This is a genomic window from Erysipelothrix sp. HDW6A, from assembly GCF_011400295.1.
Classification (GTDB): Bacteria; Bacillota_I; Bacilli_A; order Erysipelotrichales; family Erysipelotrichaceae; genus Erysipelothrix.
In genome coordinates this window covers 693,199-708,525 of the sequence record NZ_CP049859.1, presented here as the reverse complement: position 1 = coordinate 708,525, position 15,327 = coordinate 693,199, and the positions used below count along the sequence as shown (strand labels likewise).

At 35.0% G+C, this 15,327-nt stretch carries 14 protein-coding genes, 1 tRNA gene and 1 pseudogene; 5 read left to right on the top strand and 11 right to left on the bottom strand.

Annotated elements, in window-relative coordinates:
* Positions 1–30 precede the first annotated feature (30 nt).
* From G7059_RS03600 to G7059_RS03575, 6 genes and pseudogenes are all read right to left on the bottom strand, one after another.
* Positions 31–1,233: a hypothetical protein gene (locus tag G7059_RS03600; protein ID WP_166080729.1), complete on the bottom strand. Its 1,203-nt coding sequence runs from the start codon at positions 1,231–1,233 to the stop codon at positions 31–33.
* A gap of 492 nt (positions 1,234–1,725) precedes the next feature.
* Positions 1,726–2,031 (bottom strand): helix-turn-helix domain-containing protein, encoded by a 306-nt coding sequence (locus G7059_RS03595; RefSeq protein WP_166080728.1) that lies wholly within the window; start codon positions 2,029–2,031, stop codon positions 1,726–1,728.
* 133 nt (positions 2,032–2,164) lie between these two features.
* Positions 2,165–2,240: transfer RNA gene (locus tag G7059_RS03590), tRNA-Val, on the bottom strand.
* A 103-nt stretch (positions 2,241–2,343) separates the two neighbouring features.
* On the bottom strand, positions 2,344–2,820 hold the full coding sequence (locus G7059_RS03585) for a GNAT family N-acetyltransferase (RefSeq protein WP_166080727.1): 477 nt from the start codon (positions 2,818–2,820) through the stop codon (positions 2,344–2,346).
* Between the two features lie 65 nt (positions 2,821–2,885).
* Positions 2,886–4,640, bottom strand: coding sequence for an ABC transporter ATP-binding protein (locus G7059_RS03580; RefSeq protein WP_166080726.1), 1,755 nt, complete (start codon positions 4,638–4,640; stop codon positions 2,886–2,888).
* Positions 4,633–6,370: pseudogene (locus tag G7059_RS03575) on the bottom strand (ABC transporter ATP-binding protein). Before G7059_RS03575 ends, G7059_RS03580 begins: the two are co-directional and overlap by 8 nt.
* Before the next feature lie 95 nt (positions 6,371–6,465).
* On the opposite strand from G7059_RS03575, the gene G7059_RS03570 reads away from it, so the two are divergent.
* From G7059_RS03570 to G7059_RS03560, 3 genes are read left to right on the top strand one after another with little or no spacing between them, the layout of a single operon-like run.
* On the top strand, positions 6,466–7,260 hold the full coding sequence (locus G7059_RS03570; protein ID WP_166080725.1) for a MerR family transcriptional regulator: 795 nt from the start codon (positions 6,466–6,468) through the stop codon (positions 7,258–7,260).
* Between the two features lie 25 nt (positions 7,261–7,285).
* Entirely contained in the window at positions 7,286–7,693 is a 408-nt protein-coding gene (locus G7059_RS03565; protein WP_166080724.1) for a hypothetical protein, read from the top strand.
* 15 nt (positions 7,694–7,708) lie between these two features.
* On the top strand, positions 7,709–8,179 hold the full coding sequence (locus tag G7059_RS03560; protein WP_166080723.1) for a DnaJ domain-containing protein: 471 nt from the start codon (positions 7,709–7,711) through the stop codon (positions 8,177–8,179).
* Positions 8,180–8,326: 147 nt separating this feature from the next.
* Here the strand turns inward: G7059_RS03560 and G7059_RS03555 are convergent, their stop codons facing one another.
* Both G7059_RS03555 and G7059_RS03550 read right to left on the bottom strand, forming a co-directional pair.
* Positions 8,327–9,286 carry an ornithine cyclodeaminase family protein gene (locus G7059_RS03555; protein WP_166080722.1) on the bottom strand — a complete coding sequence of 320 codons (960 nt, stop codon included), beginning with the start codon at positions 9,284–9,286 and terminating at the stop codon, positions 8,327–8,329.
* On the bottom strand, positions 9,286–10,860 hold the full coding sequence (locus tag G7059_RS03550; protein ID WP_166080721.1) for a BCCT family transporter: 1,575 nt from the start codon (positions 10,858–10,860) through the stop codon (positions 9,286–9,288). Before G7059_RS03550 ends, G7059_RS03555 begins: the two co-directional genes overlap by 1 nt.
* 224 nt (positions 10,861–11,084) lie before the next feature.
* Between G7059_RS03550 and G7059_RS03545 the strand changes: the two genes are divergently transcribed.
* Together G7059_RS03545 and G7059_RS03540 are read left to right on the top strand one after the other, a co-directional pair.
* On the top strand, positions 11,085–11,789 hold the full coding sequence (locus G7059_RS03545) for a TetR/AcrR family transcriptional regulator (protein WP_166080720.1): 705 nt from the start codon (positions 11,085–11,087) through the stop codon (positions 11,787–11,789).
* 154 nt (positions 11,790–11,943) lie between these two features.
* Complete coding sequence (locus tag G7059_RS03540; protein WP_166080719.1) at positions 11,944–12,345, top strand: TM2 domain-containing protein; 402 nt, start codon at positions 11,944–11,946, stop codon at positions 12,343–12,345.
* A gap of 52 nt (positions 12,346–12,397) precedes the next feature.
* Here G7059_RS03540 and G7059_RS03535 read toward each other — a convergent pair whose 3' ends face one another.
* From G7059_RS03535 to G7059_RS03525, 3 genes are all read right to left on the bottom strand, one after another.
* Positions 12,398–12,907: a GNAT family N-acetyltransferase gene (locus tag G7059_RS03535; protein ID WP_166080718.1), complete on the bottom strand. Its 510-nt coding sequence runs from the start codon at positions 12,905–12,907 to the stop codon at positions 12,398–12,400.
* 5 nt (positions 12,908–12,912) lie between these two features.
* Positions 12,913–13,494, bottom strand: coding sequence for a DNA-3-methyladenine glycosylase I (locus tag G7059_RS03530; protein ID WP_166080717.1), 582 nt, complete (start codon positions 13,492–13,494; stop codon positions 12,913–12,915).
* 147 nt (positions 13,495–13,641) lie between these two features.
* A complete protein-coding gene (locus G7059_RS03525) occupies positions 13,642–15,039 on the bottom strand; it encodes an ATP-binding cassette domain-containing protein (protein ID WP_240920533.1) in 1,398 nt (465 codons plus the stop codon).
* Positions 15,040–15,327 lie beyond the last annotated feature (288 nt).

The window sequence follows — 15,327 nt, the reverse complement described above, 5'->3', positions numbered from 1 at the left end:
GCAGATTTGCTATGTATTATTTTAGTTCAGTTAATAAGCCAGTTCTGGCCTATAGATTGTTAATAATTTATTGACTTGACTCTTAAAGCGTTCACGTAAATCTTTTAAGTTTATGAGTGTTTCTGCTGGTTCATCGAACATGATTTTACGTGTCACTCCTTTATCATCGATAAACTCCCATGTGTTAAAAATATGGTTGAAGTTTTTGAAGAGATCTCGAAGCGCTTTACCATACGCTGTAGGTGGGTTCTCATAATCAATGTATCGAAGCCCATTCCATGCATCTGGTTCATACGTCCTCCAGTTATCAATATCATCACTAATAAGTTCATGAATAACGTATTTTATGAAGTATTGCAGTGAAGCAATTTCACGATACTTAATATTCTTCCAATCTGGTCCATCTCGATTAACTCTGACGTACTCTCGATCTGGCCGTGAAGCAATTAGTTTGTTGAGTTCCTCTATATCATTTTTAAGTAACTCATAGTCTGCATCATAGGCAAATTTCTTTAATTTAAACTTAAGACCTGGTTCATTCTGACGCAATATACAGTAGAATGCAGCTACAAAAGCATCTCTCCATCGACGTGATGATGTTTTAAGACTTTCTGCAAAAATTCGTGTCTTGTTTTGTCTCCATCCATTCATCATCTTAGGCTTGCCATCTTTGTCATATTGAATATCACCTTCTTTATGAAGAAGAACTCCTCCTGGTGTATTCGCAGTACATCTTTTACCATCCTTTTGCCAGTAATCGTTTGCATAAACACGTGGTTCATTTTTCACAAATTCACGATCACAAATCCATAAATGAATATATATAGAATCCTTGTTTTTAGAACTCACTGCAAAGTACGGCAAATTCTCTTCACCATAGCAAACTTGCTTGATAAATTCATTGAGTATTTTAACCTGGAAACTCATACTATAGTTTTTACCGATATGTATTAAGAAATAGGCACCAAAACGCTTTTGATGTTTCTTGTTTGTTTTATTTTTCTTATATTTTTTACAGTTTTTGTTAGAAACTTCAGCTGTAGATAAATAGGCATCAACAAGTTCATCAATCACCATGCCATCATTTTTGCTTTTTGATAAGAAACGTTTGTTTGATGCATGCATTTTAGAGATTTCTTGTTTGAGATCGCGAACATTTTGAAAAGAATACCACACATCAAAACCAAAATGATACCAATCGTTTGATTCGAATTTCTTATTTGAATACGTCATGCAAAACCCTCCAATAAAATAATAGAAATGAATAAATACCTAACAAAAAGACTTGACATCCTTTTGTCTGGTCACACAATATGCGTTAGCATATTCAATAAATAAAAATGTTTGAACTCCTTAGAATCTTTTAAGAATAAGAACCTTCTTTAATCTTTTAATATTAATTCCTTGAATACCTTAGAGTCTTTAAAAAATAAGAACATTATTTAGTATTTCTTGACATTGAATTAGTTGGGACAATAATATATCCACAAGTAAGTAACCTAACTTGTTTTTTTTGTTTGTTTGATTTGATTTTCATTGGCCAATGTCGTATACTTATAGCGAAAGCAGTCGTGCTTAAAAAGCGCGTGCTTAAAACCATGATTTGGTGGTGATTTCAAAATTTACCTCCTCATTGTGGAAGACTTCCTTACCTGGTATTGGTCGTACCGGCTAGGATTGTAAAATCGAACTGTCGAAGTTCTGGAGCCGTGAGGCTCTTTTCTTTTACGCTTTTTCATCTTCACCATCGTGATGTTTATAATTGATAATCATATCGTTGAAGTCTCTCTCTTGACTGTAGTCAAGTATATCCAGGACATCATACTTAAGTAAATCTGCTAAATTGGTTAAATCATTAAGAAGGATTGTTCTTTTCTTTTTTTGAATGTACAAAGAAATTTGTTTTCTTATAACATCATCTCCTCGCGCAAGCGCTCTATACGAAATTTTGTGATATTCGCACAAATCATTCAAAAAATGTGCGATGTTCTCAACATAGATCTCATATTGATCTGTTCTGTATTCTCTCATGCGCCCTCCTTTCTATCTATTCTCGATTGTATGGTCGAACTTTGGTGCATGGTTCGACTAAACCTCCAAGAAAGTACAAAAAACGCCTGTATAAGTGGATAATTCACCTACAGGCGTTACTTCTAAGATACATTGGTGGACCATAACGGACTCGAACCGCTGACTTCATCCACGTCAAGGATGCGCTCTCCCAACTGAGCTAATGGTCCCTTTGCCTAACTATAATACCATAGTGATTCCTTAAACTCAATATAATAAAGCTTGATTCATTAAATGAAACCATTAAAAAAGGCATATATCTCAATATGCCTTTCAATTACAAACTTTCTTCATGATAATACGCTTTATAGGATACTCAAATAAGGTGTCGGGACGGTATTCCACAATCTCAAATCCTTGACTCAAATAAAACTCTTCACCTTTGACATTACCATTTTCAATATCTAATGTAATCAATTTTCCATGGTCCTTAGCTTCTGTTTCTACAAAGTCTAGAAGTTTTTTTCCATAGCCTTGATTCTGCATATGTGGAAGCACATAAATTACATCGATATGAGTATGATCTTGTTTATGCTCATACATTGCAAACCCTACAACCATCTCGCCTTCTGTAGCAAGCATAATCGTTCTATTTTTGATTTGCTCAAGCATTCTCTCTGTGGTAATGCTTTCTGTTATTGCATCATTCAGTACATCTTCAGGTATTATACCTTCATACGCTTGTTGCGTCGATAATATTCCTATAAGTTTAACGGCTTCTACATCGTTTTCTGTTGCTTTACGGATCATAAGCCCTCCCCTAATTTTACATTCTAAAAGTTTATCATATTCTTAAAACTTCCACAAGTTCGCTATTACTCTTCCTCTTCGTCAAACTGACTGTTATAAAGATCAGCATAGAAGCCATTTTGAACCATGAGTTCATCATGATTTCCTGTTTCAATAATATTACCATCACGCATCACAAGAATCTTATCTGCGTTACGGATTGTTGAAAGACGGTGAGCAATCACAAAACTTGTTCTTCCCTTCATCAAGGTCTTTAATGCTTCTTGAATCAGAGCATCCAGTCGTGTATCCACAGAGCTTGTAGCTTCATCTAATATTAGTATCTTAGGATCACTTAGTAATGCTCGGGCAATTGTAATTAACTGCTTTTCACCATTAGAAATGTTGGATGATTCTTCATTTAAAATCATATCATAGCCATTTGGTAGAGTCGTGATAAAGTGATGAACGTTTGCTTGTTTAGCTGCTTCGATTACTTCTTCATCACTAGCTCCTGGTTTTCCATAACGAATGTTGTCTTTAATTTTTCCACTAAAGAGCCATGTGTCTTGGAGCACCATTCCAAACAGTGAACGCAAATCATCACGTTTCATATCACGAATATCAATACCATCAATTCGGATAACTCCCGAATCAACATCATAGAATCTCATAAGTAAGTTAATGATTGTTGTTTTACCTGCTCCTGTAGGACCTACAATAGCCACAAGCTCACCTGGCTTAATATCAACACTTACATCTTTGATAATTGGATTTTCATCATAACCAAAGTGAATATGATCAAAGCTTACTGAACCTTCATAGTTCTCTAAAGTAATCGGATTGCTTACATCAACAACATCATCGGGTTCATCAAGATATTCCGTGATACGGTTTAATGACGCCATTGCTGATTGAATTGTTGGTGCAAGTTGAGTTACTTGTGATAAAGGCTGGTTTACTTGCCAGATATAACGTACAAACGCTTGTAAGGCACCGACAACTAGAACTCCTTCAGTAACTTTAATAACCCCCATGAACACACAGATAGCCATAATCACATAGGTCATTAATAAGACAATTGGAGTCATAAGACCTGAAATAAAGTTTGCCTTGAAGCCATTCTCACAAAGGGAATCATTAGCTTCTTTGAAATCTTCAATCGCATTCTCTTGGTAATTGTATAATTTAATAATGTTAAATCCTGTAAACTTCTCTTGGACGACTGAGTTCAAAGCCCCTAGAGAAGCTTGTTGAATTGCAAAGAGTCGTTGTGACTTCATTACGATAATTCGTGCAACCACAACACTAATAGGAATAATAAGTATTGCGACTAAAGCCATTTGCCAGTTAATTCTGAACATAAAGAATACGGCAAAGCTAAGGTTTAAGACTGCCATAATAATCTGTGTAAAAGACTGTTGCAGCGCTCCTGATAGAGTTTCCATATCTGTTGTCATACGGCTCATTAAATCACCAGCAGCATGACTATCAAAATAACGAATTGGTAAACGCGTCATCTTTTCTTTAATCTGTAATCTTAGGTCAAACATTGCTGACTGAATACCTGTAGTCATAAATCGTTGCATACCAAGTCTTGAACTAAAGTTTACAATTTGTAACACAAGAATTGTGAAGACTATGTTCCAGATAACATCATATTGAATATGTGCTCCTGCTACACCTTCACGAATATCATTAACATCACTTGCAAGTTGTGTTGTTACCATTCCTTCTAATGTAGGAGAAATAGCTGTGAGTACTGCTGCTGTAAAGATACATGCAACAGCTGCAAATAGACGTTTACGATATGGTTTTAATACACGCCATAATTTATTCATATTTTGCCATTTCCTCCTCGCTAAATTGAGATCTCGCAATCTCTACATAAATAGGACACGATACCATCAATTCTTGATGAGTACCCTTACCTACAATTTCACCTTCATTTAATACAATAATTTGATCGGCATCCACAATCGAGCTTACACGTTGGGCAACAATAAGTGTGATTGCATCATGTGTTTGATTCTTAAGGTTTGCACGAATCGTTGCATCCGTTTTATAATCAAGCGCTGAGAAACTATCATCAAAGATATAGATATCCGGTTTACGAACTAATGCTCTCGCAATACTTAGACGTTGACGTTGACCACCTGATACGTTGGTACCACCTTCACTGAGTGTCTCATCGTATTGATGAGGTTTCTGTTGGATAAAGTCTTTAGCTGCCGCAAGTTCTGCACTTTCTTCAAGTTCAAATTCATTAGCATCTTGTTTACCATAACGAATGTTGTCAGCAATACTTCCACTGAATAAGAGTGCCTTTTGAGGAATAAAACCAACATGGTCACGAAGTGCATAGAGATCATAATCTCTGACATCCACACCATTCACCAATACGTTCCCCTTCGTTACATCATAGAAACGAACAATCAGGTTGATAAGTGTCGACTTACCACTTCCTGTTGATCCAATAAAGGCAACAGTCTCCCTTGTTTGGCAGTAAAGTTAATATTATGTAATACTTCCGCTTCACCATCGGATAAGCAAAACTTACATTATCAAAGACTATTTCTGTTGTTTCTGTAGTTCCTTCACTTACTCCATTTTCTGGGTTAGTAATGTTTGGTTCCATATGTAATACTTCTGAGATACGGCGAGCACTTACTGCTGCACGAGGATACATAACAAATACAATTGAGAATAAGAGTAATGAGAATAAGACATGGAATAGGTATTCAAAGAATGCGATTAAGACCCCGACTTCAAGTTGTCCTAAGTCAACCATTTGAGCTCCTACTACCATAACCACAAGTACTGTCATATTAAGGATAAAGAAGAACACAGGTTCTACCCCTGCCATTAATAAGAACAGTTTCTTTGATGTACGAGTATATTCTGTATTCACTTCATTAAAACGTTTCGTCTCATGATCATCTTTTCTAAAAGCACGGATAACACGAACACCTGTGATGTTCTCACGAGTAATACGGTTTAAAGTATCGACAAGTTTTTGTTGTTTACGACTTAATGGATTTGAAAGAAATCCTACAGTAATTACTACAATAAGAATTAATGGAACAGCAATGGCTACTTTTAGAGCCAAGTTCACGTTCGTATTATAGATCATTACAGCAGATGCAAGAATCATTACAGGACTATTTAATCCCATACGCAATAACATTTGTACAAAAAGTTGTAGTTGATAGACGTCACTTGATACGCGTGTAATTAAGGAAGACACACCCAATTCATTGTATTCTGAGTGAGAGAGTTCCTGTGATTTGTTGAACATATCAACACGGATATCACGAGTAATTCGTGTTGCGATGCGTGTTGATGTATAGTTCAGTAAGATATTACCCATTCCACCAACAAAGGCTACACCAAGAAGGACAGTTCCATATTGTTTAATGAGAGCAATATCTTTACTAGCCACCCCTTCATCAATCATTTTTGCCATTATTGTTGGTATACCTAAGTCAGTTAAAGCCAATGCTAAAATCGCAAAAACGTTAAGAAGAAATAAGATTTTATGTTGCTTAAGATATTTTATTATTAGTTTCATAGCTACCCCTTGATAAAATTTCAATAACTGAACTATAATAAGGTATAAGGTTACCTTATAGTCAAGCATTATTACACGCATTGGAGGACTTTTTTATGGATTCAACCTATCTCACTACGGGACAGTTTTCAAAACTTACCAATATACCAAAACACGTACTGTTTTATTATGATGAAATTGGCTTATTTAAGCCTGAAATAGTCATGCCCAATGGTTATCGATACTATGCCCATTATCAATACTATGCCTTCACTGTCATAAGTTTTCTTAAGAATACAGGAATGCCACTGAAAGATATTAAACAGTATCTGGATGAACGTTCCCCAGAAAAACTTAAATTAGTCTTTGATGAGCAAGTTAAAAAGATTGATGAAGAAATCCATCGCCTCAATGTAAGTAAACATTTCATTATGCAAACTCAGTATAACATTGATGAAGCAGCAAAGAACACTGCCAACACCTGTATGATTAAACATTTTGATGAAACCTATCTTATTGTTAGTGAGAAAGCTCAAAGCCCAAAAGGTGGCCAGTACTTTAAGGACTATATGAATTTTGTAAACGACAATAACCTACGCTTCGCAAATTACATTGGTACAATGATTGATAAGAATGATATTATCAATCATCATTACGATCGTTATTCCTATTTCTTCACTCAGAAACTCAATCCAGGAAAGGGTCAATTGCGTGAAAAAGGCGATTATTTAACATATTATCATCATGGGAATTTCAACTCTTTAAAGGACGCTTATGATAAAATGGTAGCATACGCTTATGAAAATAATTTAACGCTTGGTGATTATTTCTATGAAAACCTGTTAGTAAATGATATTACAACACAATTTGTAGATGAGTTTGTTATTGAAATTTCTATAAAAGTGTTATAATACTCTCTGTTAGGAGCAATGATGCATGAACAAATTGAAGTATAAATTAGAACAATTTATGAGAGGACGATATGGTGTAGATATCCTTGGAAGAGACATGCTCTTCTTATCAATGATTCTACTTATCATCTCATTCTTCTTTAGAACCCAAGCAGTCTTAAGATTCTTGCCTTTTATTCTGATAATTCTTATGTATTTTAGAATGTTCTCAAAGAATTTTAGTAAACGTTATAATGAAAATAGAGTTTATACAAACTTTAGAGGAAAACTTACGGATCCATTTAAAAAAGGATGGAAACGAATCAAAGACTTCCCTAAATATAAATATCTTAAATGTCCAGAGTGTAAACAACAACTCCGAGTCCCTCGTGGAAAGAAGAGTATTGTAGTAACTTGTCCAAAATGTCGTACAAAATTTGATGCAAAAAGTTAAATTAGGGGGAATTTGATGTCACAAAGAAAAAATTACTATTCGATATTAAACGTTCCTCAGGATGCGTCACAAGATGATATTAAGCGTTCTTATCGTAAGATGGCACAGAAGTATCATCCTGATGTCAATAAAGAACCAGGCGCTGAAGAGAAGATGAAAGCAATCAATGAAGCTTATGATGTTCTGGGTGATCCAGACAAACGTGCTTACTTTGATCGTTTTGGTAGTGCTCAACAACCTCAAGGTAATCCTTACCAAGGTCAAGGACAATACGGTGGTCAAACCTTCTATGGGTTTAATGACATCTTTGCAGAAATGATGCGTCAACAGCAACAAGCACAACAACAATACCGTCAGCAACAAGGACAAGGAAATCGTCAACAATATCAACGACCTGTAAATCCTTTTGCGGCTTTCTATCGTTTCATCTTTATGATGTTAATCTTTAAATTTGTAATGAGTTTCTTCTTTAGCCTATTTGCATAAATGTATTTATATATTTTAAAACTCTTAACTCCGTTTTTACAAAGACGGAGTTTTTTATATAAATGATTATAATCCGCAATACAAAAAAAGAGTTGATCAAATTTCTTCAACCAACTCTTATCTCTTAAGATTAATTAAGTATTTGAACTACTTATTCAATTCTTCAAATGTCGCAATCGCAATCGCCACATCAAGTACACATGATCCAACACTTTCATAAAGTGTAATTTCTTCATCATTATGGCGAGCTTTAACTGTACCTGCTAAAACATCCCCAACGGATCCCACTACTTTATCTTTAGTGATTAAGCCTTTTTCTAAAGGTATGATAATATCACCTGCTGCAGCCCATAAGCCGTCAACATGTTCAGTAATAATTCTACTTGATTTCACAACTAACTCATCTTCTATTTCTTGCATATAAGGAGTAAAAGATCCAATTGCGTTTACATGAGTTCCTGCCTTAACTGCAGATGCGCTAAATACAGGCTTATGTGAGGTTGTACATGTACAGATAATATCTGATGATGACACACATTCATCTGCTGATTTGGCAGCAATAATTTTATAGGGTCTATTTTGAACCTTCTTAATTCTCTCAATGAAACCATCTACAAATTCTGGTTTAATATCATATACATATAACTCTTCTAAATCTCTAACTTCTTGAATCGCTAGCACTTGTGTAAAAGCTTGTAATCCTGATCCGATAATACCGAGTTTATTTGCATCTTTACGAGCCATAATATCTGTCGCTACACCAGCACTACCACCCGTTTTAATTGCTGTCAGATAGTTTGCTTCAAGTAACGCTTCCAATTCCCCTGTTTTATTTGAGTATAGACTAATTGTCGAAATTACACTTGGTAAGCCAATCTCAAGATTGCTGGGAAAAACAGAAGAGAATTTTGATCCAAAGTATGGTTTGCTTTCTGAAATAGCTGTAAGCCATTGACCACTGTTTTCCACATCTATTATTGGCATAACAATACGATCACCAGTATATATTAATCCCTTAACATTATCCAAATATGCTTGGCGGAATACATCCAATGCCATTTGCATATTTACAACTTCTTTTACCTGATCTTCTGTTATATAAATCATTATTCTTTCTCAACTTTCATTTTGTTTTCTAAATCTAACTTTTCATTACGCTCCATGTATTCATCCCATTTTTTTCCATCATATTTGAAGAATGCAATGAAAATAATTATGATAATAATCATTGTGAGAATACCTGTTGAAAGACTAATCGTTTGAATTGGTCCAAGGCCACCAATGAAGATTAACACTAAGCCAAGTCCACCTAAGGCAATAGCCCAAAAGATACGGTTTGCGCGACCTGGTTCTTCATCTGCAGAAAGATCATTAGTTGAAACTATTGCTAGTGTATAGGCTGCACTGTTAATAACAGTTACAGTAGATACAGCCATAACTGCTAGCATAACTACCAATACAACTGTAGCGAATGGCATTGTTTTTATGATTGCAATAATTGCATCAGTGATACCTTGGTTTTGGAATATTTCAATCACATTAACTACGCCTGTTTCATACGCATTCATTCCGTAGTATCCAAGAATAATGAAGTGTAACCAACAGCCAACACATGAAGCACCCGTTGCTCCTAATACTAGTTGTTTAATTGTTCTACCTCTAGAAATACGAGCTAAGAAGATCCCTGTGTTTAAAGCATACGCTGACCACCATGCAAAGAAGAATACTGTCCATGCTTGAGGGAAAGTTCCAGATGAGTGTGGTTCCGTAGTCATCATCATTCGGAAGTAATCTGAAACAAAAGTTCCCATACTATCTGTAAAGTTATTTAACATGTATGATTTTGGTCCGATTAAGAATACAAATGCTAACAGTCCGATAACCATAGCAAGTTTAGCATTACTAATAAATTTCATGGATTTTTGAAGTCCCCCATAGACTCCAAAGACAAAGAAGATTGTAAAGAACACTAATATACCTGCATCAATCCATAAAGAGTACTCAATATTAAATAAATCCATAATAATTGCACTAATTAATGGAGTAGAAAGTCCAATAGCAGCAGAAACCGCACCAATGATTCCCATCATATAAACAATATCTATTATTTTCCCTAATAATCCCTTCGCATTTTTTTCACCAATTACAGATGCACATGCAGTACTTGGACGGTTAGTATTTTCTCTTTTTACAAAAAAGAAAAATCCAAATACTACAGCTACAGTTGCATACAGACCATATGCTGATGGTCCCCAATGAAAGAAACTGTAAGTTGAAGCATAATTCATTGCCTCACGAGAAAGTGGTTCTAAATCAAACGGTGGTGCAATTGCATATTGGAACCACTCGCTAAATCCCCAATAAATCGCTACGCCTGAAGTTCCAGCTGCAAATAACATACCTAGCCATACAGGTGTACTAAATTCAGGTTTTTCGTTTCCTAATTTTTTGTTTCCATAGCTACTGAACGCTAAATACACCATAATAAAGGTATTTGCTAAAAAGAACCATTGTAAAGCCCAGCCAAAATTTCCAGTAATTATACCAAACACAGTATTAAACGCAGCTGATGATTGATCTGGAAATACAGCAACTAATGCACAAAACACAATAACAATTGATAATGGAATAAAAAATAGACCTTTATCAATACTTGCCTTTTTCTTGGATTGTGTATCCATATTTTTCCTCCTTGTTAGTTATTTATCAAACTAATCACATGATTATTATACAATCAATCGATTATTTTTAAGCTGTTTCTTTAAGAATTCTTAATCTTTTTGTTTGAATATATTGAAATATCATAGATTTTTTCTCTCGCTTGTTTAATTTGATTGTTTTTTCACAGTATTTTTGGTTTAATGCAAGAGCAACTGATATAATATATCTGAGAAAGGGAGATATTATGAACCCCACATTAAAAGTAAACCTACAAAAACAACGAACTATGCGTTATTTTATTGACGCAGCAAAACAAATTGCGGAAAAAGAAGGTATTGAAAAGCTGTCTATTCGTAAAATAGCTGATTTAGCTGGATACAATAGTGCTACCATTTATAATTACTTTGAAAACATTGATAGCTTGGTTGCTTTTGCAATGATTGACAGTGTAACAGATTATCTTAATGGATTTGATTATATATTAAGTAAGAATTTAGATCCCATCACTACATTATTACTCTCTTGGAGACTCTATGCTGAGTGTTCTTTTCCGAATCCTGGAGCCTATCAATATGTATTCTCTTCAGAAAACTCAAATTTTGCACTATCAAAATTGAAGTCCTATTACGAAATTTTTCCTATCAACAATCAGAACGTTAATAATATTGTTACTAACCAAGACATGGTTACACGAAACAGACTCTTATATGCTCCTTGCTTTGAACACGGTTACTTCGATAAGTCAAAAGAAGATTACATTATTGATTTTTGTTATATTGTGCATGGTGGTTTTTCAAGTCGAATCATCACAAGAGGACTAAATTCTGAAGAAGCAGTACCTTTATTTTTAGATTACTTAACTGAATTTCTACAACACCACATTCTTAAAGATTCAAAAAAAATACCAAGCACTAAAGACATTCTAAAAATTGATTATCACAAGCTATAGTTTTCTTTAAAAGTTAACTTAAAAATACCTCCTTACATTCCGTGTAGGGAGGTGTTTTCATCAGTCATCCTTAATTATTAACCGTTCGCCAATGATACCCTTGAATGTATATCCTTGATTTGTATAATTAGCCCAGTATACAAAGGAGAGCATTATGCCAAAAATTATTAAAGTTGATTCAGGAGTTGTAACAATCGCAATGAATAATGGAGACATTATTACTGTTCGAGATTATTCATTATCATTTAAGCCAGAGATAAATGATGTCGTTGAGGTCTATGAGAATGGTGAGGAATACATTGTTAATAAGTCCCAAACCAATTACAATACAACGAATATCTATACAGGAAAGAAACCTGTGAATAAGATTGCCTATGGGTTACTTGGAATCTTACTGGGTTGTATCGGAGCTCATAAATTCTATGCAGGAAAGATTGGTGTTGGTATTGTTTTTCTACTTTTCTCTTGGACAGCAATACCAGCAATTATTGGACTTATTGAAGGTATTATTGCCTTTACTAAACCAGAAGTTGAACCAGGTATCATATTAATCTAGTAACAACGGTTTCATAAAAACAGGCTGAGTGGATATCCATTCAGCCTTTTTACTATTTCTTTGCTTCTAACCATTCATCGCGCATAAGTCCATAACATTCTAAATTATGATACTTCCCATCACGATAGAGCATATTACGCATGGATCCTTCGTGTTGGAATCCCATCTTCTTATAGAGACCTATTGCACGTTCATTGAATCCAAACACATGAAGATACAGACGGTTTAAGTTAAGTCCCTCAAATCCCCATTCTAATAGTTGCGTCATGATTTGAGTTCCATAACCTTTACTCCATGAGTTCTTATCACCAATCACAATCGCTAACTCAGCATGACGGTTACGATTATCCAAATGCATAAATGCACAAGTTCCGATTGGTTTCTCATCATCATAAACAACGAAAGTCAAACCATCAACCATTATTTGACTCCAGTCCTTAACTTCTTCAAAAGCCATAGGACGAAGGAATACTGACTGATCAAACTTCGCTACCTCTGGATCATTTCTCCACTCATAATATGTTGGAATGTGCTCTTCTGTAAATTTTTTATACGTTAACATACGATCTACCCTCTTTTCACAGTAACATTTTTATCCAATTCTTTTTTAAAGCAATCTGAGTCATGGTCATTAACCATTCCTACAGCTTGCATAAATGCATAGATAATTGTAGGACCCACAAATTTGAATCCTCGTTTCTTTAAATCTTTACTAATTTCTTGCGATAACTGAGTTTGTGCTGGTACTTGAGAGTAATCATCATAGTGATTTACAATCGCTTGATAGTCTACTTTCGACCACAGATAATCACTCAGTGACCCTGTTTCTTCAATAAGTTTTAAGTACGCTTTCGCATTTGAAATAACTGCTTCTACTTTTAGCTTATGACGAATAATCCCAGGATCTTCTAATAGCCGATCTACATCATCACTTTTAAATGAAGATAGCTTCACAGGATCAAACTCTGCATATGCACGTTTCATGGATTCTCGACGTTTTAATATCGTAATCCAGCTTAAGCCTGCTTGTTGTCCTTCAAGACACAACATCATAAACAAATAACGGTCATCTGTATTTGGTGTTCCCCATTCTTCATCATGATACTTAATATCTTCCTCATGATGCATTGCCCATGCACAACGTTTCATAATTATCACCTGGTTTTATTCTATCATATTTCTTGTTTACTTAAAGCTAAGACTTAATAATTCATTACTAGTCAAGCTCTACGAAGCCTTCTTTCGTGAATTCATAGACACTATCAAATACCTCTTCAATAAGTGCACGGTCATGAGTTACACAGACAATTGCCCTCGATAGCTCTTAAGCATTGTATGGATAACATCTTGAGACAGTGGGCTAAGATTTCGTGTAGGTTCATCTAAGATAATGTACGGTGGATTCTTTAATACCAACTTAAGTAATGATACCTTAGCCTTCTGTCCACCTGATAAATCTCTCATGGGTGTATTCATTTCAGTCTCTGTGAATTTAAGACTTCCTAAGTGATTGATGACTTGTGTTCGTTCATCACGACTCCCCTGGTCAATACAGTTATCTATTGGACTCTTATTATAATCGAGATTCAATCGATAATCCTGGTGCATAAAGAACTCATCATCAAAGACCTGCTTCAACAAAGTACTCTTCCCACAGCCATTAGGACCTAGAATCGCAATCTTATCATGAGAATAGATATCTAGGTAGTAATCATGCCCAAGTGTCCTACCCGCAATCTTTAGTTCCTTAACATCAATTTCTAATAACTTCTTATGATGTAGCACTTCCATCTCATTGAATCTTAAGGAGATTGCTTCTTCTTGATCAATCTTATCTGCAATCTTCTCTCGATCAAATCGTTTCTCCATTGATTTTACGACTGCCATCTTTTTCTTCAACAGTCTCCCCTTTGAGGGAGCTTGACGTGATATTGTCCCTAACTTATGGTCTACCTGTTGATACAGTCGTCGCCACCTATCCATCTGCTTGGCTTTAAGAGCACGTTGATTCTCAACATTCTTATTATGAGTTGTAATGTGTTGGTATCGTTCCGCCACGTAAGAATCATAGCTCCCTTCGAATACTGTGATCTTTGAACGTGTCTTACGATGTGTTTGCTCAAAGTGAACAATCCGATTCGCTGTGTGCTGTAGAAGTCGTGTATCGTGTGAGATGAATACGACTGGTTTACTTTGAGCCTGTATCCAATCTTCTAACCACAATATCGTATTCAAGTCGATGTCGTTCGTAGGCTCATCCAGTAAGAAACAATCAGCATCCTGAAGTAACATACGAATGATTTGAATCTTAACCCTTTCTCCACCAGAAAAACTCGACATCGATCGATCGAGGTCAGCATCATTAAAATGAGATAAATGTTGGTGCAGATAAACATCAAGTTTTTGGTATCGATACCACTCTTCTCCAATGAGATACTCTCGAGCACTCATTGAAAGAATCTCTGTACTGAGATCTTGTGCAAGATATCCAAAGACTGTTTTAGTATGACTTAAAGAACGTTCCACATAGAGCTCTGGATCCGCTATATTTAAGATTGATTTTAAGTATAAACTTTTACCGTTTCCTTCTTCACCAATAATCGCAATCTTATCACCGTGATTGATTGACAAAGTAAAAGGCGCGACAAGTTCGCGCCCCAATGGTGTCTTAACACCGATATGTATTGTAAGCATGGCAAAACTCCTCCTATTAATTATTCAGTTTTAATTAATTGAAGAACTGTTCATTGCCACACCTCCTGACTAATTTAATAGTACCGAGTATTTATATTTAAGTCAATACATTCTCATTGTTAGTAAATGTTTTCGACTCAAAGATAACTATTATTTCATTGTTTCAAGATAAAAAATGTTTATTCATTACAATTTTTACTAGCGTTCATAACATCTTTATATTTTTTTTATTATATTGTGATATTTTCTTTTTACATGGATGTTAACTAAATTTCATATGTTTAGGGA

Excerpts from the sequence above, each read along its gene's own strand:
- G7059_RS03600 (WP_166080729.1), bottom strand. The coding sequence starts at position 1,233 with ATGACGTATTCAAATAAGAAATTCGAATCAAACGATTGGTATCATTTT.
- G7059_RS03585 (WP_166080727.1), bottom strand. The coding sequence starts at position 2,820 with ATGATCCGTAAAGCAACAGAAAACGATGTAGAAGCCGTTAAACTTATA.
- G7059_RS03535 (WP_166080718.1), bottom strand. The coding sequence starts at position 12,907 with ATGTTAACGTATAAAAAATTTACAGAAGAGCACATTCCAACATATTAT.
- G7059_RS03545 (WP_166080720.1), top strand. The coding sequence starts at position 11,085 with ATGAACCCCACATTAAAAGTAAACCTACAAAAACAACGAACTATGCGT.
- G7059_RS03525 (WP_240920533.1), bottom strand. The coding sequence starts at position 15,039 with ATGCTTACAATACATATCGGTGTTAAGACACCATTGGGGCGCGAACTT.
- G7059_RS03540 (WP_166080719.1), top strand. The coding sequence starts at position 11,944 with ATGCCAAAAATTATTAAAGTTGATTCAGGAGTTGTAACAATCGCAATG.
- G7059_RS03595 (WP_166080728.1), bottom strand. The coding sequence starts at position 2,031 with ATGAGAGAATACAGAACAGATCAATATGAGATCTATGTTGAGAACATC.
- G7059_RS03565 (WP_166080724.1), top strand. The coding sequence starts at position 7,286 with ATGAACAAATTGAAGTATAAATTAGAACAATTTATGAGAGGACGATAT.
- G7059_RS03530 (WP_166080717.1), bottom strand. The coding sequence starts at position 13,494 with ATGAAACGTTGTGCATGGGCAATGCATCATGAGGAAGATATTAAGTAT.
- G7059_RS03570 (WP_166080725.1), top strand. The coding sequence starts at position 6,466 with ATGGATTCAACCTATCTCACTACGGGACAGTTTTCAAAACTTACCAAT.
- G7059_RS03550 (WP_166080721.1), bottom strand. The coding sequence starts at position 10,860 with ATGGATACACAATCCAAGAAAAAGGCAAGTATTGATAAAGGTCTATTT.
- G7059_RS03560 (WP_166080723.1), top strand. The coding sequence starts at position 7,709 with ATGTCACAAAGAAAAAATTACTATTCGATATTAAACGTTCCTCAGGAT.
- G7059_RS03580 (WP_166080726.1), bottom strand. The coding sequence starts at position 4,640 with ATGAATAAATTATGGCGTGTATTAAAACCATATCGTAAACGTCTATTT.
- G7059_RS03555 (WP_166080722.1), bottom strand. The coding sequence starts at position 9,286 with ATGATTTATATAACAGAAGATCAGGTAAAAGAAGTTGTAAATATGCAA.